This window comes from Melghirimyces profundicolus (genome assembly GCF_003054245.1).
Classification (GTDB): domain Bacteria; phylum Bacillota; class Bacilli; order Thermoactinomycetales; family DSM-45169; genus Melghirimyces; species Melghirimyces profundicolus.
The window spans coordinates 176093-199747 of record NZ_QBKR01000003.1; the positions used below are offsets into that span (position 1 = coordinate 176093).

Sequence of the window (23655 nt, forward strand, 5' to 3'; positions counted from 1 at the left end):
GATGGATTCTACTTTTCACCCGTTGTTAAAAGGTGCGATTGAGTTGCATGTACACAGTTCGCCGAGCATCTTTCCCCGAAAACAGACCGACTGGGAGCTGATCCAGGATGTCCGGCGTGCGGAGATGGCCGGAGTCGTTTTGAAAGCCCATGAAGGTCAAACCTACGATCGTGCGACGTTGCTCAGGGAAAAACATCCGGACCTCCACATCTATGGAGGGCTGGTCTGTAACGCCTTCAGCGGAGGGTTGTCTCCGGCGGTGGTGGATGTCGCGATCCAGATGGGGGCCAAGATCATATGGATGCCGACGATTTCAGCCGAACAGCATCAAAAATATTACAGCCGCCGATCGACCGGGAAACTGTTTCACAGTGAAAAATCCCTGCCCCATCTGTCCCGCGGTATCCGGGTGGTGGACGATGAAGGGAAGCTTTGGCCCGAGGTCTTTGAAATTCTGCATCTCATCGCTGAACAAGATATCGTGTTGGCCACCGGACACTTGGCTCCCCATGAAGTTGAGATCCTCGTGCGGGAGGCGGGCAAGATCGGGGTCCAGAAGATCTTGATCCAACATGCGGACCTCGGAATTGCCAGGATTCCATTGGACCTACAAAAAATTCTCGTCCGACAGGGGTGTATTCTGGAAAAGTGTTATCTGGCATGCGGGCCCGATTTTTATGACATTTCACCGGGTTCCATGGCCAAAAACATCCAGGAATTGGGTGCCGGTTCGTGCATCATGGTGACTGATTATGGACAGGCCCACAATCCAGCTCCTGTGAAAGCGTTGGGAGAGTTCATACAGAAGATGTTGGACAACGGGATCCCGGAATACGATATCGAACGGATGGTCTCGATCAATCCGAAAGAGCTGCTCAATCTTCCCGCAAGAAAAGCGGTCGGGGAGACCACATCAATGGAAGAGTGAAAGGGGGGATTTCCTTTGGATGAAGTATGGATGAAAGAGCTGAAACAGATCTTTCATCCGGGCCGTTTCCTCACGGATCTGCCCGATTTGCACAGTTTCAGCTACGACGCCTCTTTCGGAAACCATCTTCCTCAGGCGGTCGTTCAGGTGAAAGACGTGAGCGAGGTAATTGCGGTGCTCAAATTGGCCAACGAATACCGGGTGCCTGTCTACCCGAGGGGTCAGGGAACTTCTTTGAGCGGCGGTCCGCTGCCGGTCAAGGGAGGAATTGTGATGGACCTGTCCCGATGGAGGGAAATACTGGAGATCGATCCGGACGATTTGGTGGCGATCGTTTCCCCGGGGGTCCTCACTTCCGACATCAATAAAGCCGCGGAGAAGTACGGATTAATGTACCCGCCCGATCCCAGCAGTTCCCATGTCTCCACGATCGGGGGAAATCTCGCAGAAAATTCGGGCGGACCGCGGGGTTTAAAGTACGGCGTGACAAAGGATTATGTCCTGGGCCTCGAGGTGGTGACTCCCGAAGGCGACCTCATCCGTACCGGCGGACGAACGATGAAAAACGTTACCGGTTATGATCTGACCAAGTTGATCGTTGGCTCGGAAGGGACTCTCGGCGTCATCACCGAAGCGATTTTAAAACTGATTCCAAAACCTCCGGCTACTCGAACGATGATGGCTGTATTCGACGATTTGGTCACTTCCGGAAAAGCGATCTCGAAAGTCCTGACATCGGGGATCTTACCGGCCAAAATCGAACTGATGGATCAGGCTTCGATCGTTGCGGTGGAACTTTATCGGCCGATCGGGTTGCCTGTAGATGCGGAAGCCATTTTGTTGATTGAGCTTGACGGACATGAAGAAACTCTCAAGAAGGAGATGGGCGAAACCGAGCGGATCATACGGGAGGTCGGCGCGCGGGAAACGGTGGTCGCCCAAACCCGGGAAGAGGCCGATCAACTCTGGTTGGCGCGAAAATTGGTTTCTCCGGCCATCGTGAAGGTCAAGCCGACAAAAGTGTCCGAGGATGCCACCGTCCCGAGGAGCAAAATCCCCGAGATGATCGACCGTCTGAAGCAAATCAAAGAAAAATATGATATCCACCTCGTCGTTTTCGGTCATGCGGGTGATGGCAACCTGCATCCGAATATCATCTGCGACCAACGGGACACCGAGGAAATGATCCGTGTCGAGCAAGCGGTCGGCGAGATTTTCACGACGGCGATTGATTTAGGCGGCACCCTGTCGGGAGAACACGGGATCGGGACGATGAAGGCACCATTTATGGAAAAAGAATTGGGTCCCCTCGGTTTGGAGATGATGAATCGGATCAAAGGGGCCTGGGATCCGAACAACATTCTGAATCCGGGAAAAATATTCCCCGAACCGGGTCAAGATTCGTTGGTGTTGCGGAATGGTTGATCGATTGAAAGACCGGCAGAAAAAAATTCATTACGAAAAAACCTTCGATTGCGTTCAATGCGGCTATTGTCTGCCCGCTTGCCCCACTTATGAGTCCATGAAGAAGGAAACTCATTCACCACGGGGCCGGATCCATCTCATCAAACAATTCGCTGAGGGAAAGGTCGACATCGAAGCACTGCAAGAACCGATTGACAAATGTTTGGGATGCAACGCCTGCTCCACCGTATGCCCCACTAATGTCCAATACGGAAAAATACTGGAAGGCGCCAAACAAGTGTTGGACGAACAAAAACCGAAAACGAAAATACAAAAAGTGGTGGAAAAACTCATTTTTGAACAGGTTTTTCCATCCAAAGCCTGGATGAACACCATCGGTCATGCCTCATGGTTTTATCAAAAATCCGGTTTGCAGACCTTGGGGCGGATGACCGGATTGACAAAGGCGGCTCCGCTTCATCTGGAACAATTTGAACAGATATTGCCTGATTTACCCTCTCCGGTTGAAAGAATGCACCGTCCAAAGGTCGTAAAAACAGCCGGCCAAAGAAGAGCCAAAGTCGGTTTTTTTACAGGTTGCATCATGGACAGCCTCTTTTTCGGGATCAATGCCAAGACGATCGATCTGTTGGCCCGGGCCGGTGCCGACGTGGTTATTCCTGACGGGCAGACGTGTTGCGGAGCGCTGCATGCTCATTCCGGAAAACAGGGGATCTCCAAGGAATTGGCCAAGAAAAACATCAAAGCCTTCGAAAAGGCCTTCGAAGGGGAAGATGTTGACTATATCGTGATTAATGCCGGCGGTTGCGGTGCGAGACTTATTGAATACGGGGAATTATTCGAGGACGAACCGGATTGGCAGGAACGGGCGGAAGGGTTTGTCGCAAGGACGAAAGACATCAGTGAAGTACTGGTTGAACTGGATACCCTGACCTTTACCAAACCGGTCAAGGAAGTGGTCACCTACCAATCCTCGTGTCATATGTTGAACGTGCAGCACGTTGTCGAACCTCCGCTCCGCGTGTTGAAATCCATACCGGGTATCGTTTACCGGGAAATGGAGGGATCGGAACGATGCTGCGGATCCGCCGGCATTTACAACATCCTTCAATTCGATGAATCCATGAAGATCCTGGATCATAAAATGGACAAGGTGAAAATGACCGGTGCCCATACGCTCGTTACCACAAATCCCGGTTGTCTGCTGCAGATGAAGCTTGGCATCAAAAGAGAGTGCCTGGAAGAGCGAATGCGTGCAGTTCATCTCGTGGAATTGCTAAGCGAGGCAAGGCCCTTAGGGCGGCCGGAGAGTGAGAAAGATCGATAGAACCCTGATATGGGGGAACTGGTTGATGCTGTCCTTTTTTTGTGATGTGTATGGGGGGAAAAAATGTCTGTATCCGGAGAACATCCCTTAGGATCATATATTCTCAACGGGACATTGGATCATGTAAGTCCGGCCACTCTTCAAGCCTTAAAGGAAGCCTTGGCGGATATCCTGGCCTGCACCGTGGCCGGTGCTCAAACCGAGGCGGCTCGGATCACAAGAAAATTCGCCTGCACGGAATGGAAGAATGGGCAGAGTAGTCTGATTGCATTTCCGGGGAAATTAAGGCCCGCAGGTGCCGCACTGGTCAATGCCACATCGGCCAACGCCCTCGATTTGGACGACGGACATCGTTTAACCAAGGGTCATCCCGGGGCAGTCGTCTTTCCCGCTGTACTGGCGGCGGCTGAGGAAGAGAGGGTCAATGGGAAAGGGTTTCTGACTGCACTCCTGATCGGATATGAAGTGGGGATCCGGGCCGGGATTGTGGCCCATCAATGGAGGCCGGAATATCACTGCACAGGTTCTTGGGGAGCCTTGGGCGCCGCTGCGGGGGTTGCTAACATTCTTGGGTTAACTACGTCCGCTGCGGAGCAGGCACTGGGTATCGCGGAGTATCATTCCACCTATTCACCGATGATGCGGTGCATCCATTTCCCTTCCATGGTAAAGGATGCCATCGCCTGGGGCAGTATGACCGGGGTCAGTTCCGTCTATTTAGCCAAAGAAGGATTTACAGGCGTCCCATCGCTGTTTTCGACAGAACCCGGCTTAGAACAGGTGCATACTCTGGGTGAGATTCATCACATACAACATCTGTATTTCAAAACCTATGCTTGCTGCCGTTGGGCGCAGCCAGCCATCGAAGGAGTGAAAGAAATACTCGGGGAGAAAAAAATGACCCATCAGGAGATCGATAAGGTCGTGGTCCACACTTTTACGGAGTCTTCCCGTTTATCGACAAAGTCCCCCCAAAGTACCGAAGAAGCTCAATATAACCTTCCCTTTCCCATTGCGGCATTTTTGGTATTTGGCGAGGTGGGTCCGGATCAGGTATTAAATAAACTGGATGATGTAGAGATTTTGGATGTGATGGATAAAATCGAGGTTCAAATCGACAATGATCTGGACCGAAAGTTTCCGCAAAAAGCATGTAGCCGGGTTGAGATCCTTACGTCAAAAGGGGATTTATATCGTTCAGGCGTGGTTCAAGCGAAAGGGGATTATGACTTTCCTTTAACTGCGACGGAAAAGCGGGAAAAGTTTATGTGTCTCATGAAACCTTGGATGGGTGAGAGGAAGAGTGGAAAGATATTTGAGCTGATCTGTGAACTGGAGAAGGTTGACGATATTCGCGAGTTGACCTCTCCGCTCACTTTTTCACAACGCCTCTATAATTGAAAAATCAAATAGAAGAAGGTGATCGCCAATACGACAAAGTTCAAGCCGCGGCTGAGATCAGTCACTGTCCTTGATAATGCTAGATCGAGGCTTCGATTATACCGGGTCACATAGGGCACGATCCCCAGGATCAAGGAGGGAATCATACGGGAAAAGCCATAGAGGGCTCCCAGCAATATTCCGTAGAGAGGATTCAGGAAAAAACCGAGGAACAGATACAAAATGTAGAAGCTGCTATGAGGGATATATGTAAAAATCCCTGCTCCCAGAATGACTCCCCACACCACCATATCCATGCCGTTTCGTCGGCTTACCCAGCTTCCGGGAATTTGCCAACGCCGTTGTGGAATTTTCAACTTGAGGAATCGGAGTTCATGAAGCGCGTATAAGAGCACGAGACCGGACAGCAAAGACACTTTTACCGGATCAGGTAACAGAACACCAAGAAGGAAGAACACATCCGTGAACAGAAAACCAAAAAAAGCCCCCGACAAAATGATGGACAGGGCGTACATTCCCGTTCTTTTGAACCACATACGGATGGGGATCCTCTCACCAAGAGGATGGACCGCCAGGGTCACATTGATCCCTCAAGCTGATGTGAAGGTTGTGATTCCTGCGATGAAGGCCAAGAAGGCGGCGATGATCACCTCACTGTGATGAAAAACCGCGGATGTCGCCATGTTTTCACCTCCGAAGAAAACGGTATCTAATACGGAACAAAAAAGCTACAAGCACAGTCCGTGGAATAATGGATGTATGGATTACGACCCAGGGTGCAATCGCAACAGACCCAGGTACCCATGGAAGTGGTTCGACACCAACACCCCGTCTGGTTCCAAGAGGCATACGAAACTTTATATCCGGGAGGACACTTTCTGTTCCCGCTTGGACCGGGGCACCCGCTGCAGAAGCGACCAAAAGGGGGATTACACCCAGGTCCCGGCCACGAAAGTTGGCACCAACGTGGAGAAGCGGTCAAGAAGACATTTGCCGGCCGCATGGCAAAGTCCATACAGGCCCCGAATACACCCACCGATATGGTTTTCAAAAAACCTTTTCTATCCACCAATCGGGCGATGTTCTCCGCAAGTAAGCGGCTAAATCCTTCGATTTTTTTAAGCTGGTTCACGGGTTTTGTCACCTCTCCCCTTATACCCTGACAAAATCGCTGTTCAGGTACGAGATCAACCCATGGATATGTTCCATGCCATTGCAGAGTCCTTTGCCGCGCACCACCCCTTTTTCATCCAGGATAAAAGCGAACGGAGTGACCCGGACCCGGTGTTTTTCCAGGATACTGTGATCCTCGTCGGGGATCAGCTCTCCTTCCAATTTTCGTGTCTTCACCATTTCCGCCGTCTTTTCTTTGTTCCCGACAGCGATGACGCGAAAATGGATATCGTTACGTTCATGAAAGGCTTGGTTCCAATCGGGTATCAGATCTTTACAGGCCTCGCAGGTGGGGCTCAAAAAAAGCATCAGGGTGGGCTTGCCCGGTTGATCGCGGACCGTTTGTCCGTTCAAGGTTCTCCGGTTATTTAATAAAGGAACGTGGTCTCCGATCGCAATACCATCCCGGGCGATACTTTCTCCGGTACTCAAATACACTTCACCAAACTGGCGAAAGAGAATGAAGAGGGTAAACCCGATCAACAGCACAACCACCCACAACAGAACATTGGAGTACAGCAACACCTCATTCATTGTCTTCCTCCTTTCGTTAACGGGCCGAAGAGCGTTTCTGAAGGTATTTGAGTTTAGACAATGCCTTTTGATGAGATGACCACACCTTTTGAACCAACAGGGTAAGAAGAGCTGCAGTAACTCCGACGGTAATCAAAGGTGGCCGGAAGTGGATCGTGTCCGAGAAATGGTGACCCCAAGCCAACACAGTACATAAGGCAAAAAGGAACCCAATTTTGGTGAGCGCCCATCCATCTGCTTGTGCTTCCATAAAACTTCCGTAACAGCCGCAAGAAATGACTCTCCCCGACCGAATCACGGACCCAATCGCACAGGCAAAACACAAAAGCAGTCCCATAAGAAGAAAGCTTCCCCAAACAGCCGTGCTTTGGAACAAAAGCAGACCGGCTCCCAACAACTCCATCGGCGGCAACAGATAACCGAAGATCCGGTCATAGGGTGATGGGAGGACTCCATAGGCTTCGACCAATACCACAAAGGATGGGAGACGGAGGAATTTAAAGACCGACGAGAACAGGAAGATGGAACACAGATAGATGGTCAGAACACTGTAAATCATTTCTTCCATTCCCTTTTTCCCTTCTCCCGATCATGATTTTTGTCAGAGGACTTTCGTATGGGGTTCATTGATCCTCGTTCACCGCAGTTTCTTGCTGAATTCAACCCCATGAGAGTCCTTTCGTCCCTCCACCCATAGGTTATGACCCGGTTATACAGATGGTGCCTTCTTTGAAGAGTTTATGACAGTCTGCCCCAATTCACAGCATCCGATATGATGGTTCACTGATCCGGTGTTATGATGCATGTTTTCATAAAAACCGGGACAAATTAACCTATCAATTCATACAGGAAAGCAGTGAACAGGCATTAACAACCAAGTATCTCCATACCTATACCATCGGTTGATCCGTCCCAAATGGTTTACCAAAAAATATATTCATGATCTACTTTTGGATCACTTTCCTGTTAAAGAGGGTCATATTCTGGATTTTGGTTCAGGTACCGGAGCCAATTGCCCGATCTTTTCTCCTGAAGGTTACATAGGCATCGATCCTGACCATCGACGTATTGCTTACGCAAAAAAGCTTTATCCCGAGTACACGTTTGATGTTTTTAAACATCATCGTTTCCCTGTTGAAGATAAAAGCATGGATTATATCTTGATCGTTGCGGTGTTACATCACATTGCTTCAGAAGAGATTCACCGCTATATGAAGGAGTTTAGACGCATTTTAAAAACAACAGGTACAATTATCGTGATTGAACCCTGCTTATTTGCTGATAAACCACTCTCCAACCGTTTGATGACCTGGTTTGATCATGGAGAGTATATCCGTAATGAAAAGGAATATCTCCATCTGTTTCAGCATCATCATTTTCATTGCCAAGTTTTGAAACGGTTCCGGAAAGGTCTTTTTTACCATGAATTATTTTTCTGTGCACAACACTCCGGAGGAGATGGCGGGTGGGCCAATTCTTTATGACATATCAATGAAAAAGCCCCCCCTGAAGAAGGGGGGCTCCGAACAGCACTCCCTGAACGTATCTTTCCGTCGAAGTCGGTTTAAACCTGTTCCTGCGCCGTCTCCCTTTGTCATAAAGACCAAACTCAATGAAATATGAAAAGAAGCCGAGGACGGCATAAAAAACCGTCATACCGATCCAATCGTACAGGCGTGTAAAATCCGTCAGCGGGATTACCGGAGAAATTTCAAGAAAAGAATGCTCTTGAAAGGCTCGCCGAAGCGGTTAAGAATGACGACCATCTCCAATCCATCACCCGATCGCAAACCCTGACGGGACCTTTTTGGTTCCTCCGGCGAACGGAGAAGCTTGATGAAGTCCGTGGATCGCCCTGACAATCCGTTTGATGAATGGTCCATGATAGCGGTTTCTCACATTGAACCTCTCTTTTCGGTGTATGTTCCCCAATCACTGAAACTGTACCGACGATTGTTGCCGATCCCGTTTCTATATCCCTTGCCGGCGCGCCGTTTGCGAGGCGGGTCATTTTTTTTGTGACCAGATTAGGAAACACAGTTGAACGACTTGTGCCATAAGCGCAAGCAGCATGATGGTTTCCATCATCGGAATCACCTCCTTTCCCACAAGGTGCAGGAAAAGAAGGGTCGCCACCCCCGCCTCAGGCGTTCTTCAATGGTTCTCCCCAGCGAATCAATCCGGATCCATACCGATCCCTCCTTCACGTTTTGGCCTTGTTTCATTGTAGTAATAAATCGGTGATATTATTTCAATTTTTCATAATAAAATTTAAATTAATAAAAATAGCTTTTCCACCTCATCGTCGCTGTCTTGGTTTTGATAACCCGAAAGGCTTGGTGACTGGACCCCCATCCGAAATAAGGGGGGGACTTTTACCCCTGAAGTATATTAAAACGGTCCCGGAATCCTGGAAGCGTTGTGATTTCATGTTCATTTCGAGAAAAGGGGAAGCGTTCACCCAAAATAGCACTTGTGGTCTGTGAGAGTGCAGCCGGAGCGGATTTGGGTAAATGCTGCCGCTCACTTTTTCACAACGCTTCTGGAGGGGAGAGGGAGTCGTCCCGATGGATGGCCGCAAGGACCCTGAATGGAGAACGCCCGGATTTTTTGAGTCCATGAAAACCCCCCGGCGTCCGTCGCCGGGGGATCTGTTTCAAAGGGTTTGTCAGCGCAAGGCGTAATCGATGGTGGCGGTGCCTTCATAGGGTTCAACGGTGGAGAGGTAACCTTCGATCACCACTTTGTATTCACCGGCAGCCGGGTCCAGGATGGTGGTCTCTTCAAAATCGGTCACTCCCTGAGCGGATTTGCCGACGAGGCTGCCATCCGGGCCGTAGACATAAAGGTCCAAGTCCGTGGCGGGGTTGGTCCAATCGATGCGGACGGTGGCGGAGACGGCTTTTTTGTCGATGGTGAGGATCTTTTCATCTTTGTCTTCCACCGGGGTGCCGTCCGCGCTGGGCCCGATTTCACCGGACCAGGTTTCGGTCACGCTGTAGGTGGGAACCTCTTTTTCGGTCCCGCCCCCCTTCGGGGCCTTCACCTTGACCTTCTTGGCCAGAGCGGCGGCATCGTAAGCATCGACGTAACCGGCCCCCACCTCATACTCTTGATATCCTTCCATCGGGCGGGCGGTCCTGATCAGCACGTCTTTGATCACATCCGGGGTGAGTTCCGGGTTGGCTTCTTTCATCAAGGCGACCACACCGGAGATATGCGGCGTGGCCATGGAGGTCCCGCTCGCGGTGGTGTAGAAGGGAATGTATTGCGGCGGGATGTAGGTGGCGTCGGTGGCGGCCGTCAGGGCGTTGATGGTGGAACCGGTGGAAGCCCGGGTGGAGACAATGTCCACGCCCGGAGCGGTGAGGGTCGGGTGATACAGCTTGTCCCCCGGGATTCCGCGGGAGGAGAAATCGGCGAGTTTCCCGTCTTTGGTCCCTGCGGCCACCCCGATCACCCAGGGAGCCACGGAGTAGGGGTTCAGCGTGTTTTCTTCCGGCCCTTCATTTCCGGCGGCGAAGACGACCGTCATCCCCTTGTCGTGGGCGACTTTGCTGGCGACGTTGACGGGATCGTTCGGGGTGTATTCCCCGGTGGTTCCCCAGCTGTTACTGATTACGTCAATCCCGTACCTCTCTTGATTTTCGATGGCGTAGTCAAAGCCTTCCAGCGCATAGAGGATGAAAAGGGCGTCCCCGGCACCGATGCCGATCAGGTTGGAATCCGGGGCCACTCCTTTGTAGGTGCCGTTTGATGCGGCACCCGTACCGCCGATGATCCCTGCGACATGGGTTCCATGGCCGCTGGTGGTGTCGGTGTTCGGAAGGTTTTCCTGAACGATCATTTCATCGGTAAAGAAGTTGTTGGACAGAATTTTCACATTTTGAACGGTCTTTTCCCCGTAGGAGAGGTCTTGATGGAGAGCATCCACTCCGGAGTCGATGATGGCGACCCCCACGTTTTTACCGGTGTAGCCGAGCTCGCTCCAGACACGGTCGGCTTCGATGTACGGAACGCTGTCTTTCAACAGGTAGTCGAGCTTCTTGTCGGCAAAGATCGAGCGAAGGTGGTCTTGATCGAAAAGCTCCTGGATGGCGGTGTAGGGACCTTGTACGGCGATCATGGGCAGGTGGTCGAAGGTGTGGGTCTTCAGACCCCGATCCCGGAGAGCGGCGACATCTTCGGAGGTCGGCCGGTCGTCGTAGGTGAGGATGACTCGGACGTTACGGAGATCATTCTGGACCGCTTTCAGTTTGTCCGCACTTTTCAGAATCGGGTCGATCTCCGGAAGATCGGCGGCGCCCGCTTGCATCGGCACCAAGACAAACCATGCCAGCAATAGACAAAGGGTGATTCGGATGAGAATTTTCAACTTACATATATCCCTCCTCGTGTAAAATCATCTTCTATTATAAACGATGTCGATCAATTGGAATATTGCTGAAATAATAGAAGATCTGTTCCGTTTTGCTTTATTAAGACCCTCCGCCGATTCGTGGCGGAGGGTTCTGACCGGAAGGATCTCCATTTCGTCAGTACCACGCAGCTGAAAGGAAAAACCGGGTTGGCCGGGTTGATGCTAGCCGATTTCCTTTACTTTGGCGTTCCATTCTTTCAGCTTTTGATTCAGATCTTTCAGCTGGTTGGCGATGTCGCTCAGTTTTTGTGCGTCTTTCGCCTCAGCGGCTTTCAGACCTTGTTCGGAAAGTGCAATATATTCCTGGATCAATGCTTTCCCTTGTTGGTGAAGCTCTTTTCCCTCGTTGGAAGGGGGAGGGGTCTGTTCCAACTGGGACGAGGCTTTATCCAGTTTTTGGATGCCTTCCTTGACCCTCTTTCCCCCTTGTTGCGGGTCGTCCGTCCAGGAGGAGAATCCCTGACCGATCGTTTCAATCCCTTCACGGGCCAAGGTCATGGCATCCCGGGTGGCACTCGCCCATGCGCCGGTCTGTTCGGCGGCTTGCTCACTTTGTCCGCCCGAGGCTTCTTCAGCGGATCCCGCATCCGACGGGCTTTCGGAACATCCCCCGGCGATCAACAGCGCCGGGACGATGAGGGAAAGCATTCCCGCTCGCTTCCACATGCTGCAGGCCAACGTGGTCTCTCCTTTCCGCTGTCAGTTTCAAGCATTTGAATCACTCTTCAGACGGGTCGTCTCCCCCGATGATTTCCTTTTGCTGTTCTGCGGCATCTTTGGTGTCATCCACCTGTTTTTCGGCGGCATCACTGTAAGGGGCCGATTCTTCTTCCGCTTTTTCTTTCACTTGGTTCGCTTTATTCTCGGCTTTGTCCTTGGCCGCATTCACTTTGTCCTCGGCTTTCCCTTTGGTTTCGTCCAATTTGCCTTGGGTGTGCTCAATCACGAGTGCCAGCGTTTCCTGGCTGTTCTGAAGATAATCCGCGGCCCAGTTCCATTCCTGGTTGAACAGGTTCAGCGCTTTTTCGAAGGTCAGATTGGCCGACTCTTGGGCTTCGTCGGATGTTTGATTGCCTTTGTCCTGGGCATCGTCGATTTGCTTCTGGGCTTCGTCGACGCCTTGGTTGGCCTTTTCCTTGGCTCGATCCGCACCTTGGTTGGCTCCGTTTTGCAATTCTTCCGCGGTGTCGTTGACGCCGTCTTTCACATCGAGATGATCGTCGGCGAATACCGTGGTGGGAGCTGCCAAACCGAAGGCCAACAGGCTTGCTGTAGACAGGGAAAGAAGAATGCGCTTCACTTAACAATCGCTCCTTTTTTGCAAGTTTAACTACAGTTTCGAGTGTAAGGGGAGAAATCCCGTTTCGTATATAAGGGGAAAGATTGGTTTTTCTTTAGGACTTTCGTTATACAAAATATCCTGTATTCTGATCATTTTGGAACAATATAGAAGCTTTAATGGTTACTGAAATCAACCGGAAAAATTGCCCGCCGGCTTATCTCCCTCTTTTTTCCATGCGCAATCCCATTTACATTTTCGTTGATTTCTTTTATGCTTTGTATAAGATATAATGTTATAACATTATAACTAAAAACGTATCCAACCAGGATCCGGTGAGTGGAGCACGGAGGTCCTTCACTTTCAATCGGTACGGTTTGTCCCTATTCTCCATTAGAAGAGGTGGTCGAGTTGAACCGGTATAGAGTGGGAAAGTCCAACTATGACAAGGAACCTTTTGTTCGGGTCGAGGGAGTTGAAGGACAGGCCTGGCAAGGCTATCCGTCGATCATCCGGGAAATCCGGAGCAGGCTTGGACGCAAGCGGAAAACGGTCGTCACCGTTGAGTGCTACCCGGGGGTGCGCGAGGCGGAAATCCGCAGGGCGTTTGAAGAAGGCCTTCAGCCCGTGCTGACCATTCACGCGGACGAGGTGTCTTACCCGCCGGAGCAGGTGACCCGGATGATCGAAAGGAACCTGACCGAAGACCGGGTGTTCGGTTTGATGTCTCATGCTTCACTGGAGGAATTTTTCGATGTGTCCAAACTCCGGGACTGTCAGAAAAAAATAGCGGAAATTGAAAACGGTATCATCCTCGTCTACGGAGTCGGCGCCAGCATCATCACTCAGGGAAACCCGGGTGCAAACCACAGCTCCGGCAACAACGCGAACGGGAATTCCGAACACATCCTGATTTACGCCGACCTGGCCCGGTGGGAAATCCAGAAACGCTACGAGAGCGGGGAAATGGGCAACTGGAAAGCGGACAACCGGGAGGAGGATCCTCTTCGGAAGTATAAGAGGGGATACTTTTTCGAATGGCGTGTGGCTGACCGGCTCAAAAAAGAGCTCCTTCCGAAGATGGACTACTTGCTTGACACGAACCTCGGTGATCATCCGAAAATGATCACCAGAGAAGCGTTCCGGGAAGGACTCAAGCAGACGGTGGCCCGGCCATTCCGTGTGGTCCCGTATTTCAAGCCCGGGGTGTGGGGCGGCCAGTGGATGAAGGAAGTATGCGATCTGGACCGGAGTGAACGCAATTTTGCCTGGGCGTTTGATTGCGTGCCGGAGGAAAACAGCCTGTATCTTCTGTACGGTGGAATCCGGGTGGAAGTGCCGTCGGTCGATCTGGTGTACAGCTATCCGGTGGAACTGCTGGGGGATCCCGTTCATGCCCGGTTTGGCACGGAGTTTCCGATTCGTTTCGATTTTTTGGACACCATGGACGGGCAGAACCTGAGCCTGCAGGTCCACCCGCTGACCGAGTATATCCAGGAGCAGTTCGGCATGCACTATACGCAGGATGAGAGCTACTATCTCCTCGATGCGGAAGAGGATGCCGTCGTTTACCTCGGTCTGAAGGAAGGGATTGACCCGGAGGAGATGGTCAGCGACTTGAAGCGGGCCCAAGACGGTGAGATCGAATTTCCCGATGAAAAATATGTCAACCGTTTTCCGGCAAAGAAGCATGACCATTTTTTGATCCCGGCAGGGACGGTGCACTGTTCCGGCAAAAACAGCATGGTGCTCGAAATCAGCGCCACTCCGTATATTTTTACATTCAAGCTGTGGGATTGGGGGCGTGTGGACCTGGATGGCAAACCGCGGCCCGTGCACATTGAACACGGTGAGAAAGTGATCCAATGGAACCGGACCACTCCATGGGTGGAAAAAAATCTGATCAACCGCGTGGAAGAGGTGGCAAGGGGAGACGGCTGGCGCGAAGAGCGGACCGGACTGCATGAGCGGGAGTTTATCGAGACGCGGAGGCACTGGTTCAGCAAAAAGGTGCCGCATCACACCGGCGGGATCGTGAACGTGCTGAATCTGGTCGAAGGGGAGGAAGCGGTGGTGGAAAGCCCTTCGGGTGCTTTTGAACCTTTTGTCGTCCACTATGCCGAAACGTTCATCGTTCCTGCTGCGGTCGGCGAATACACGATCCGTCCCCACGGGCCTTCGGAGGGCAAAGAATGCGTCACGATCAAAGCCTATGTGAGAACATGATCCGGCACAGGGCTTGACCCGGATCAATAAGGGGTGGAGGGATCAGGATGTATTCGATTGGACTGGATTTCGGCGGAACTTATATCAAGACAGGCTTGTTGAAAAACGGGCAGGTGAAAGCGTTCCGCAAGGTGCGCTCCCATTCGGGGGAAGGGCTGCTTCCGGTGCTGGAAACCGTGAAAGAAACGGTGGCGGATCTGCTCATTGAACAATCGCTCCCCTTTGAAAACTGCGCAGGGGTCGGTATTGCATTCCCGGGATTGGTGGATGTGGACCGCAAGACCGTCCTGTCCACCAACAAAAAATACGATGATGCCGTGAACTTTTCTTTTCAAAAATGGTCCGAGGAGGCTTTCGGGTTGCCGGTGGCGGTCGACAACGACGCGAAGGCCGCGCTGCTGGGTGAAATCACCCACGGCAGCGCCAAAAATGAAAGCGATGCCATCATGGTCATTTTCGGGACCGGGATCGGTACGGCCGCTTACATCAATTCGCGGCTGTTGCGCGGCAAGCATCACCAGGCCGGATGCCTGGGCGGTCACATCAGCACGGACCGGGACGGCCATCCGTGCACTTGCGGCAGCATCGGCTGCATGGAAGCGGAATCATCCAACTGGGCTCTGCCGATTATCGCCAGGGAGCGGGAAGGTTTTGAGGAGAGTCTGCTTGCCGGGGAATCGGTGATCGATTACAAATCGGTCATCGAATGCGCCGGGAGGGGCGATTCCTTCAGCCGGCGGCTGTTGGACGACCTGATCGGACACTGGAGCGCCGGCATCGTCAACCTGATTCACGCCTACGATCCGGAAACGGTCATTCTGAGCGGCGGGCTGATGAAATCGAAGGATCTCCTTCTGCCGCGGATTGAAGCGGAAGTCCACCGGCGGGCATGGACCCCGTGGGGGAAAGTGAAGTTTATCGTGGCGGAAAACCCGGAGATTTCAGTGCTGTTGGGGCTGGACGCCCTGGTGCGGGACCTGCCGTGAATCAGCGCGGCCCCACACAGGGGAAGCCGCCCGGAAAGGTTCCGAATCATCCCTTCAGAGGCAACCAACATTCCCTGAAAGCGTTGTGATTTCATGTTCGTTTGATAAATGCTGCCGCTCACTTTTTCACAACGCTTCTGACGAGGTGAATCGCATGAGCAGAGTATTTGATCCGGGCATTGATGTCAAAGTCAATCCATCGACGATGAATTTCGAATACGGCAGTGGCTTATTCGGTCCGAAACCGGAGCACCGTCATTTGGATGCCATCCGAAAAAGCCTGCGTAACCCCGGATGCAGCGGACCGGAGATTGTCTACTCGATTGCGATGGATGTTGGCAAAGAAGAACACCGGCAGGAGCTCGAAAACCGAATGTTGCTGTTCGGAATCGTCACCTATGCCGCGGGAAAACTGGGTAGCGAGCCCATCCGCAGCCAGGGTCACATCCATAGAATCTCCTCCCACAGCGGGTGGTCGCCGCCGGAAATTTATGAAATATGGGATGGCGAGGCGGTTATTTACATGCAGGAGACGGCCAAAGACGATCCGGGCCGGTGTTTCGCGGTTTATGCCGAACCCGGCGATGTCGTGATCGTGCCGCCCGGCTGGGCCCATGCCACCATCAGCGCCAATCCCGAACTCCCGTTGACCTTCGGCGCCTGGTGCGACCGCGAATACGGGTTCGAATACGATGAGATTCGTGCCCGGCAGGGGCTCGCCTGGTATCCCCTTTTGGACAAAGAGGGGCGGATCGTATGGGAGCATAACGATCACTACAAGCCGACGGAACTGGTGAAAAAACGGCCCGCCGACTACGCCCGGTTCGGCATTGACAAAGAGACGCCCATCTATCGGCAATTTGAACAGAATCCCGATCAATTCCAGTTCGTTTCCAAGCCGCATCTGAAAGAACAGGAGTGGCGCAGTTTTACCCCCTAAACGTTTGATCACCTGAAGGAGGATGATCCGATGAACATTCAACAGCCGGCGGCAAAGGTCAATTGGGCGACGGGGAATCTGGAGGGGAAAAAGGTTTCCAAAACCGTCAGGAAGCTGAAGCATTTAGAGGGCGTTTTTGCCGATGAGGAAGCCTACAGCTCCATGGATCCCGAAACCGTGGTCTACGAAGTGGAAGTGTTGGAGCAGGAGCAGCCGGGGAAAGAAGGCGGCCTGTTGTTCGGCACCAGCTATCTTTATCCCGGAAAGGTCGGCGACGAGTATTTCATGACCAAAGGTCATTTTCACGAAAAAAGGGACCGGGCGGAGTATTACTGGGGCATCCGCGGCAGCGGCCTGTTGCTTCTGATGGATGAACAGGGGGTCACGACGGCGGAGCAAGTGTTCCCGGGATCGCTTCATTACGTTCCGGGGCATATTGCCCACCGGCTGGTCAACACCGGAAGCGAGGTCCTCGCTGTCGGAGCCTGCTGGCCTTCGGACGCCGGACACGATTACGGTTCGATTGCGGACCGGGGCTTCACCGCCAGAGTAAAAGAATCCGGCGGCAAGGCGGCGACCGAAACGGGGTGACGGACATTGAAGCTGGACCATTCCAAGGGGGCGCCTCCGCTCTATCATCAATTGAAGGAGATCCTGATCGGAAAAATCAAAAACGGGGAATACAAGGCGGGTGAAAAGATCGAAACGGAGAAAGAACTGCAAGACCGGTACGGACTGAGCCGCATCACCGTGCGACAGGCACTTAACGAATTGGTGAACGAGGGCTATTTGCACCGGCAGCGGGGAAAAGGAACCGTCGTTCTGGGCAAAAGCCTGTTGGAAGAACACCTGGTTCAGGTGAAAAGCTTTACGGATGAAATGAAGGAAAGAGGCTACGAGCCGGGCACTTTGAGCCAGGAAGTCTCGGTTCTGCAGGCGGATGAGAAATTGGCGGACAAGCTGAAGACCGCTGCAGGAAGCAGGGTGTACAAGGTCACCCGGATTCGGACCGCCAACGGGATTCCCGTCGTTTTCTTCGAAACGTATCTTCCGGCTTCCCTGCCGCTCGACGAGAACGCGCTGAAAAACATGGACTCGCTCTACATGCTGTTTGCGGAGCGGCGGATACTGATTCACCATGTGAAGGAATGCTTTGAAGTCGCCTGGGCCGACAGGAAACGGGCCAAAGGCCTGGATGTCGCCGAAAACTTTCCGTTGCTTCTGAGGACGCGGGAATCCTTTGATCCGAACGGGGAGGTGATCGAATACACCCGGGCGCATTATCATTCGAAGCTATACAAATTTCACCTGGAAATGAAGGGCCGGCAGAGTTGAGAAACCCAACCCGAATACAAAGCGGCTGGAACCATCGGTTCCGGCATCAATCAAATGAAACCGGTTTCAGACTGCATCAAGGAGGGGAACACCATGAAAGCCCATAAAGGTTATGCCGTGATGATCGCGGCTGTCGCTTCATTAGGCGGTATCCTGTTCGGTTATGATACGGCAGTCATCGCAGGATCCATCGGATTTATCGAACAGCATTTCGGCCTGTCTCCGGCGTTGGTCGGCTGGGCCGTGTCGAGCGCCTTGCTCGGCTGTCTGATCGGAGCGATGACGGCAGGCAGGACGGCGGACGCCATCGGCCGCAAGAAGACCCTCATTATCTCGGCCGTTTTGTTTGCCGTATCGGCGGTTTTTTCCGCCATACCCCCAAATTTCGCAATATTCATCCTGGCCCGGATCGTCGGGGGGATCGGGATCGGCTTCGCTTCCATTGTCGTGCCGATGTACATTTCCGAAATTTCTCCGCCCAGCATCCGGGGTGTGCTGACCAGTTTTTATCAGGTGGCGATCACCTTGGGGATCCTGATCATTTACATCGTCAACTACTATATTTCAACCCTGGGGGATGAGAGCTGGGGTGTCGATGTCGGATGGCGTTATATGCTCGGTTCGGAGGTTCTCCCGGCCCTGCTGTTTTTCCTTCTGCTGTGGGCGATTCCGGAAAGCCCGCGATGGTCGGCGCTGAAAGGGGACCGTTCCCGTTCGCTCGGGGTTCTCTCGAAAATAACGGGTAGCCGCAAAGAAGCGGAGGGGCAGTTGGCCGAAATCGAGCAATCCATTCAGGAAGAACGCAAGGCGGAAGAGGGGAAATTGCTCGAGAAAGCCTGGAGGCCCGCGATTTTCGTGGGAATCGGACTGGCCATCCTGCAACAGGTCTCCGGCATCAACGTGATCATGTATTATGCCACGGAGATCCTGAACGATTTTCGGATCGGATCGGGTGAAAATGCCGGGTTTTTCCAAAGCATGTTGATCGGTGTGGTCAATTTCCTGTCGACTTTCATCGCGGTGATGACCATCGATAAATTCGGAAGAAAATCGCTGCTGGTGGCCGGTTCGGTGGGGATGGCCGTCTTCATGACAACCGTCGGAGTCATGATCTACATGCAAGCGATCAATGTCGGCCTGTTGCTTTCGATCTTCGGGTACATTGTGTGCTTTGCCTTTTCCTGGGGACCGATCGCCTGGATTCTCATTTCCGAAATTTTCCCGAACCGGATCCGGGGCAAAGTGATGAGTCTGTGCATTTTCGTGCTTTGGCTCTCCAATATCGTCGTCTCCCAAACCTTCCCGATGCTGAATGAAAACACGTTCCTGCAGCAGCAGTTTAACGGAGCGTTTCCGTTTATCGTTTACGGCATCTTCTGCCTGCTCTGCATCCCCTTCGCCATGAAATTCGTGCCGGAAACGAAGCACAAAACGCTGGAAGAAATCGAACGCTTGTGGAGTAAAAGAGGCACCGATTGGACGGTGAAGACGACCGCGACGCGGAAATAACAGACGACAATCTCAAAAGGAGAAAGATGCCGGTCAGGGCGGTGATGGAGATGCCGATCCAAATTCCATGCCGTTTCCGGGACCGGATCGAAGAGCGGATCCGTCGGTTTGCAAAGGAGACAAACGAAGTGAATAAGGGAGGTCCAAATCAACAAAGAGCCGCACCCGGTAAAGGGCGCGGTTCATTTCTGTCGGAGCCGCAAATGCGGCCGAACACCCATTGTGGGGCACTCTTCTTCCGGCTTTTCACGTCGTCCTGGCATGATTCATGGGTTTACCAACAACACCAGACAAGCGAAGGCTTCAGCATGGATTGGGGGTTCACGGCTGAACGTTGGCGGAGTGTTACCGTATGCACTCCACTTTCCCGCTCGGGGCGCGCCCCCCATCCCTGTGTGCTGTTTTAATGATCCCTGATGGAGGGAAAGCGGGGAACCACTTCATCACCCAACTCTTCCATGACTTCGTCGACCGGACGTTGACCGTATTTCAAGTTGAAGATGACATGATTGACGCCGGCCATTTTCAACCGCTTCAGAAACTCCACCAGAAGGTTGCGCCCGATCCGGAATCCCAGGTGAATGGGAGTGGGGGCTTGATCCGGGTCTTCGGTCAGATCCACATACAGGGACTGGGCAAAAGGCTTGAATTCTTTGGTCAACGAACGCCAATGTTTGATCAGCTCGCTTTGGAGTCTGATATTCCGCGGGTAATACATCCATCCGTCGCTGTTCTGAGCAATCCATTCGGGGGACTGGGAAGAATGGCCGGTGACCAGGACCGGAAGGTCCGACCCGTGCGGTTTGGGGAGCAAGTTTCCCTTTTCCATATGGACGTTGGATGCGTGAATATGGGGGAAGTTTTCCTTCCATGCTGTTTTCATCACCATGACCGACTCCTGAAATAAACGGCTCCGCTGGTCCGGATCGACCGAAAACGCCGGAAATTCAATGGGACGGTCCCCGGTTGCCACCCCGAGAACGAGACGTTCCCCCGACAGCCGATCCGCGGAAGCGGCTGCTTTCGCCACATGGAGCGGGTGACGCAGAGGCAGGATGATACTTCCGGTGCCCAGGGCGATTTTTTTTGTATGGGCAATCAAAAACCCGAGAAAAACCCAGGGGTCATAAATTTGCCCCACATCTCCGAAATGGGGATCGTGCAAAGGAACATCCCTTACGAAAACCGATGCAAAATCCAGCTCCTCCGCCTTTTTCACCCGTTTGATCTGCTGTTCCACATTCATTTCGGGAATACTGCCCTGATACGATTCCAATGGGAAGAATAAGCCGAGGGTCAGGTTATTTTCCTTGAACATCCTCCTGTACCCCTTGTGATCATGCCACATCGTTGACTCCTTCATGAAACAAGGTTTCCGGTAAACATTAGTCTCTCCAGGACGGTTTACAGTCATGAATGTGCAGAAGATGATTGGCCCGGATGATCCGCTGCTGTGAACCGGGGTCCGGGGAACAATGGGAGCGGCAACACACCCCGACCGGATCCCCCCCGGCCGGGGTGTGTTCATGAAATGATGGACTGTTCTGTCAAACGTTCTTTCCCGGTGGATTTTTTTCATCGGACGGGTGACATTGGGCTGAGAGGATCCTTACCGGACTTTAAATTGGGCTTTTCGGTAGTGATCCTTATCACCGTGGGGATCGTAGTTCCCCTCGATATTTCCCGCCGCATCGACGGAGAACCATTTCAAAGTGGTGGTCTCTTCAATCCGAATCGCTTCCGGACCTTCCCTCAGACCGCCGGCCCGGTATTGGTCGGATTCAAAAGTCGGACGGCTTCCGTCAGTCGTATAAAAGATGGTGGCCGGTTCGCTGGTCTCAAATTGGACCTCCACCGGTTCGCCGTAGCTGCCGGGACGGGGAACCGTTTTGGAACGGGGGGCTTTGCGGTCTTTTCCGTAGTCGTACGCGACACGGAAAAGTTCGATCAGCCCGTTGGAAAACTCCATCGCTTCCTCGTGCCCTTCCTCGAAGGGGGGCTGGAATCCGACAGACTCCCACTCCCGGGTTTCCGGATTCCACCGATCGGCCCCCACCTCGAAGTTCCATGCGAAAATCCCCTTTTCATACCACAGGTGGTCGGCGGAGTTCCCCGCCGCAGAGTAAAGCACATCCGCCACCGGTCCGGTGCGGCCGGGGAGGATGACCGTGCCCCGGTGTTCCTTGATCGCAGAAAGGATCCGTTCCGAAGATCCCCAGAAGAAAGCTTCCTCTCCCAGGGACGGCCGGGGCAACGGTTCCCGCCCCTCCGCCTTGTAAGCTCCCGGAGACCACATGAAGTATCCGCCGTAACTGTGGACGTTCATGGCAAACTTGATGTTGTCGAAGCGGTCGGCCAGGTGGATCACGTTCCGGCTCTCTTCTTCGGACAGCTCCCCTTTCCCGGCGAAGACGGCGCTCAGGCAGTTGGTGGATGCCCCCGTAAATCCGTCAAAGAGGGAGCCCACACCATAGTTCCGGTTGACGTCGGTTCCCCAGGCGTGCCGGTGGCCGGGATCGGAATGAGCATCATCACAACGGTTTCGCAGGTTCTTCCGCTGCCAGTTGTAATCGTAAAAACTGTAGTGGGCCCCGTCGGGGTTCACCGAGGGGATGATGAAGATGTCCAGATTGTTCACCAGCTTGCGGGTTTCCGGATCGTGGGCGTAGTTGCGGAGGAGACGCTCCGCGGTCTCCACGGTGACCAGAGGGGTCACCCACTCCCGGGCATGTTCCTGGGCGTAGGCCAACACCCCGGTGCGGGAACCGTCCCGGTGTTTCCCGATCCGGAGAGCCCGGACCCGGAAGGGGTCGCGGGAGACCTCATCCGGGGCGGACAGGTGGTTGTCTAGGCGGACCGGCCCCTGGGGCTCGACGATCCCCTCCCCGGCACTTCCCCGGTAGGTATGGGCGGAGATCAGTTGGGACGCCTCCCGGTTCAACGCCTCCGCCAGCCGGGTAGCCGTCGTGGTGACTGCACCCGATCCGTCGGTGGCCAGAGTGACCCGGATCCCCTGATCCCGGGCTTCCACGGTCAAGGGCTGGTCCGGCCTGCCGGGATCCTTCAACTCCACGGTCAGATCGTTCCCCCCTTCATGCCCCCAGGCCCGGGAGGTCACCACCACCGAGCGGTCGGCTTCGTTCCCGAGAACAGCCTGGGATTTGCGGCGGTAGCCCTGCGTCTTATTCGGAAGTTCCACGATCTCCGCCAGTTCCGGGAATTCCTCCGCCAGCTGTTCCATGCGTTCGTATACTTCGGTGGGCGTCATGTAGTGGCTGATGAAATCCTTGACATAGTGGGGCTTTTCCGGTTTGGGTTTCTCACCCAGCCACTCCTTCACCGCGTCTTCGGCTTCCCCGCCGCGGTTGCTGGTCACTTTCACCCGGTCCGGCCGCTCCTCCACGGGAACGAGCATCCGGTGGTAGAGGTAGACCCCGGCATCTTCGAACCGTTGGAGGGCGGCGCTAGCCCCGTCATCCCAATGCGCGGTCAGACTGACATCCGGAGCGGTTCCGTCGCTGGTTTTGGCCTCCACCGACAAAAACTGTCCGGTATCGTTCTGGAAATAATCAGCCCGGAGGATTTTGACCGTATCCGTTGCCTGGGCGGTGACCGTGTTTTCCCTATTGACCACCCGGTCCCGTTCTTCGACCCGCTGTTCCCAATCCTCACGGCTGAACAGGGTCTCCTTCACCTTCACCCCGTCCCGATCGGCCAATTCCTTCCGTTGGGTGGGGGTCAACACGGCATCCACTTCCACCCCTTGCGGGGTTTCTTTCAGATATTCCGCCAAATCCACCCCTGACTCCGCCAGCCGGTTCACGGAGGCCCGGTCGGGTAGGACCAGCCGGACCAACGACGCCTCTTCCGCTTCCCCTAACGCCGGAGTCGATTCCGTCGCTTCCGTTTGGATCGCCGGTACAAGCAACCCACATAACAGAACCAGAAACAGACTGATCGACAACCCGCGTTGGATCGCCCTTCTATTCCGCATCAATCACACCTCCCAAAAATTATGGGTCTCTAAACTTTCGCCGGAGACAGCGGTTTTCCTCTCTATCAGTTAGAATAAAATCAATATTTAAAAAAGTTTGGGTGATGGGAGGTGGTGGATGCCTTTTAAACGGACTTACTCTTCCTTGGATGGCTGGGTAACAGCAAAATTTAAAAAG

The 23655-nt window shown here is 53.3% G+C and carries 19 protein-coding genes; 11 read left to right on the forward strand and 8 right to left on the reverse strand.

The window, feature by feature from the left end; translation table 11 throughout:
* Position 1 precedes the first annotated feature (1 nt).
* From C8P63_RS03545 to C8P63_RS03560, 4 genes are all read left to right on the forward strand, one after another.
* Positions 2-928 (forward strand): DUF6282 family protein, encoded by a 927-nt coding sequence (locus tag C8P63_RS03545; RefSeq protein WP_108021951.1) that lies wholly within the window; start codon positions 2-4, stop codon positions 926-928.
* A gap of 30 nt (positions 929-958) precedes the next feature.
* The gene (locus C8P63_RS03550) at positions 959-2353 is read left to right on the forward strand and encodes an FAD-binding oxidoreductase (protein ID WP_108022010.1); all 1395 of its coding nucleotides are present in this window, start codon (positions 959-961) and stop codon (positions 2351-2353) included.
* A complete protein-coding gene (locus tag C8P63_RS03555) occupies positions 2346-3680 on the forward strand; it encodes a (Fe-S)-binding protein (RefSeq protein WP_108021952.1) in 1335 nt (444 codons plus the stop codon). The genes C8P63_RS03550 and C8P63_RS03555 overlap by 8 nt, the downstream gene beginning before the upstream one ends.
* Before the next feature lie 63 nt (positions 3681-3743).
* Positions 3744-5081 carry an MmgE/PrpD family protein gene (locus C8P63_RS03560; protein ID WP_108021953.1) on the forward strand — a complete coding sequence of 446 codons (1338 nt, stop codon included), beginning with the start codon at positions 3744-3746 and terminating at the stop codon, positions 5079-5081.
* Here C8P63_RS03560 and C8P63_RS03565 read toward each other — a convergent pair.
* From C8P63_RS03565 to C8P63_RS03575, 3 genes are all read right to left on the reverse strand, one after another.
* Positions 5072-5662 (reverse strand): hypothetical protein, encoded by a 591-nt coding sequence (locus C8P63_RS03565; protein ID WP_146172102.1) that lies wholly within the window; start codon positions 5660-5662, stop codon positions 5072-5074. The two genes, C8P63_RS03560 and C8P63_RS03565, sit on opposite strands and share 10 nt — an antisense overlap.
* 571 nt (positions 5663-6233) lie before the next feature.
* Positions 6234-6788, reverse strand: coding sequence for a TlpA family protein disulfide reductase (locus C8P63_RS03570; RefSeq protein ID WP_108021955.1), 555 nt, complete (start codon positions 6786-6788; stop codon positions 6234-6236).
* Between the two features lie 16 nt (positions 6789-6804).
* Positions 6805-7356, reverse strand: coding sequence for a MauE/DoxX family redox-associated membrane protein (locus C8P63_RS03575; RefSeq protein ID WP_108021956.1), 552 nt, complete (start codon positions 7354-7356; stop codon positions 6805-6807).
* A 382-nt stretch (positions 7357-7738) separates the two neighbouring features.
* On the opposite strand from C8P63_RS03575, the gene C8P63_RS03580 reads away from it, so the two are divergent.
* A complete protein-coding gene (locus tag C8P63_RS03580) occupies positions 7739-8272 on the forward strand; it encodes a class I SAM-dependent methyltransferase (protein WP_245920655.1) in 534 nt (177 codons plus the stop codon).
* Between the two features lie 1184 nt (positions 8273-9456).
* On the opposite strand, the gene C8P63_RS03590 is transcribed toward C8P63_RS03580, so the two are convergent.
* From C8P63_RS03590 to C8P63_RS03600, 3 genes are all read right to left on the reverse strand, one after another.
* Entirely contained in the window at positions 9457-11163 is a 1707-nt protein-coding gene (locus C8P63_RS03590; protein ID WP_108021958.1) for a S8 family serine peptidase, read from the reverse strand.
* A 207-nt stretch (positions 11164-11370) separates the two neighbouring features.
* Positions 11371-11886: a hypothetical protein gene (locus tag C8P63_RS03595; protein ID WP_108021959.1), complete on the reverse strand. Its 516-nt coding sequence runs from the start codon at positions 11884-11886 to the stop codon at positions 11371-11373.
* Positions 11887-11926: 40 nt separating this feature from the next.
* Positions 11927-12508 carry a hypothetical protein gene (locus tag C8P63_RS03600; protein WP_108021960.1) on the reverse strand — a complete coding sequence of 194 codons (582 nt, stop codon included), beginning with the start codon at positions 12506-12508 and terminating at the stop codon, positions 11927-11929.
* A 390-nt stretch (positions 12509-12898) separates the two neighbouring features.
* Here C8P63_RS03600 and C8P63_RS03605 point away from each other — a divergent pair, with 390 nt between their 5' ends.
* The 6 genes from C8P63_RS03605 (at position 12899) to C8P63_RS03630 (ending at position 19483) form a co-directional block, all read left to right on the forward strand.
* Positions 12899-14713, forward strand: a complete 1815-nt coding sequence (locus tag C8P63_RS03605) for a class I mannose-6-phosphate isomerase (RefSeq protein WP_245920656.1) — start codon at positions 12899-12901, stop codon at positions 14711-14713.
* Positions 14714-14760: 47 nt separating this feature from the next.
* The gene (locus C8P63_RS03610) at positions 14761-15699 is read left to right on the forward strand and encodes an ROK family protein (protein WP_108021961.1); all 939 of its coding nucleotides are present in this window, start codon (positions 14761-14763) and stop codon (positions 15697-15699) included.
* Between the two features lie 154 nt (positions 15700-15853).
* Positions 15854-16639 (forward strand): glucose-6-phosphate isomerase family protein, encoded by a 786-nt coding sequence (locus tag C8P63_RS03615; RefSeq protein WP_108021962.1) that lies wholly within the window; start codon positions 15854-15856, stop codon positions 16637-16639.
* 30 nt (positions 16640-16669) lie between these two features.
* Positions 16670-17230 carry a glucose-6-phosphate isomerase family protein gene (locus C8P63_RS03620; RefSeq protein ID WP_108021963.1) on the forward strand — a complete coding sequence of 187 codons (561 nt, stop codon included), beginning with the start codon at positions 16670-16672 and terminating at the stop codon, positions 17228-17230.
* A 6-nt stretch (positions 17231-17236) separates the two neighbouring features.
* On the forward strand, positions 17237-17974 hold the full coding sequence (locus C8P63_RS03625; RefSeq protein ID WP_108021964.1) for a GntR family transcriptional regulator: 738 nt from the start codon (positions 17237-17239) through the stop codon (positions 17972-17974).
* Between the two features lie 54 nt (positions 17975-18028).
* A complete protein-coding gene (locus C8P63_RS03630; protein WP_108021965.1) occupies positions 18029-19483 on the forward strand; it encodes a sugar porter family MFS transporter in 1455 nt (484 codons plus the stop codon).
* A gap of 403 nt (positions 19484-19886) precedes the next feature.
* Here C8P63_RS03630 and C8P63_RS03640 read toward each other — a convergent pair whose 3' ends face one another.
* Complete coding sequence (locus C8P63_RS03640) at positions 19887-20801, reverse strand: LLM class oxidoreductase (RefSeq protein ID WP_245920657.1); 915 nt, start codon at positions 20799-20801, stop codon at positions 19887-19889.
* Between the two features lie 291 nt (positions 20802-21092).
* Entirely contained in the window at positions 21093-23477 is a 2385-nt protein-coding gene (locus C8P63_RS03645; protein WP_108021968.1) for a M14 family metallopeptidase, read from the reverse strand.
* Between the last annotated feature and the right edge of the window lie 178 nt (positions 23478-23655).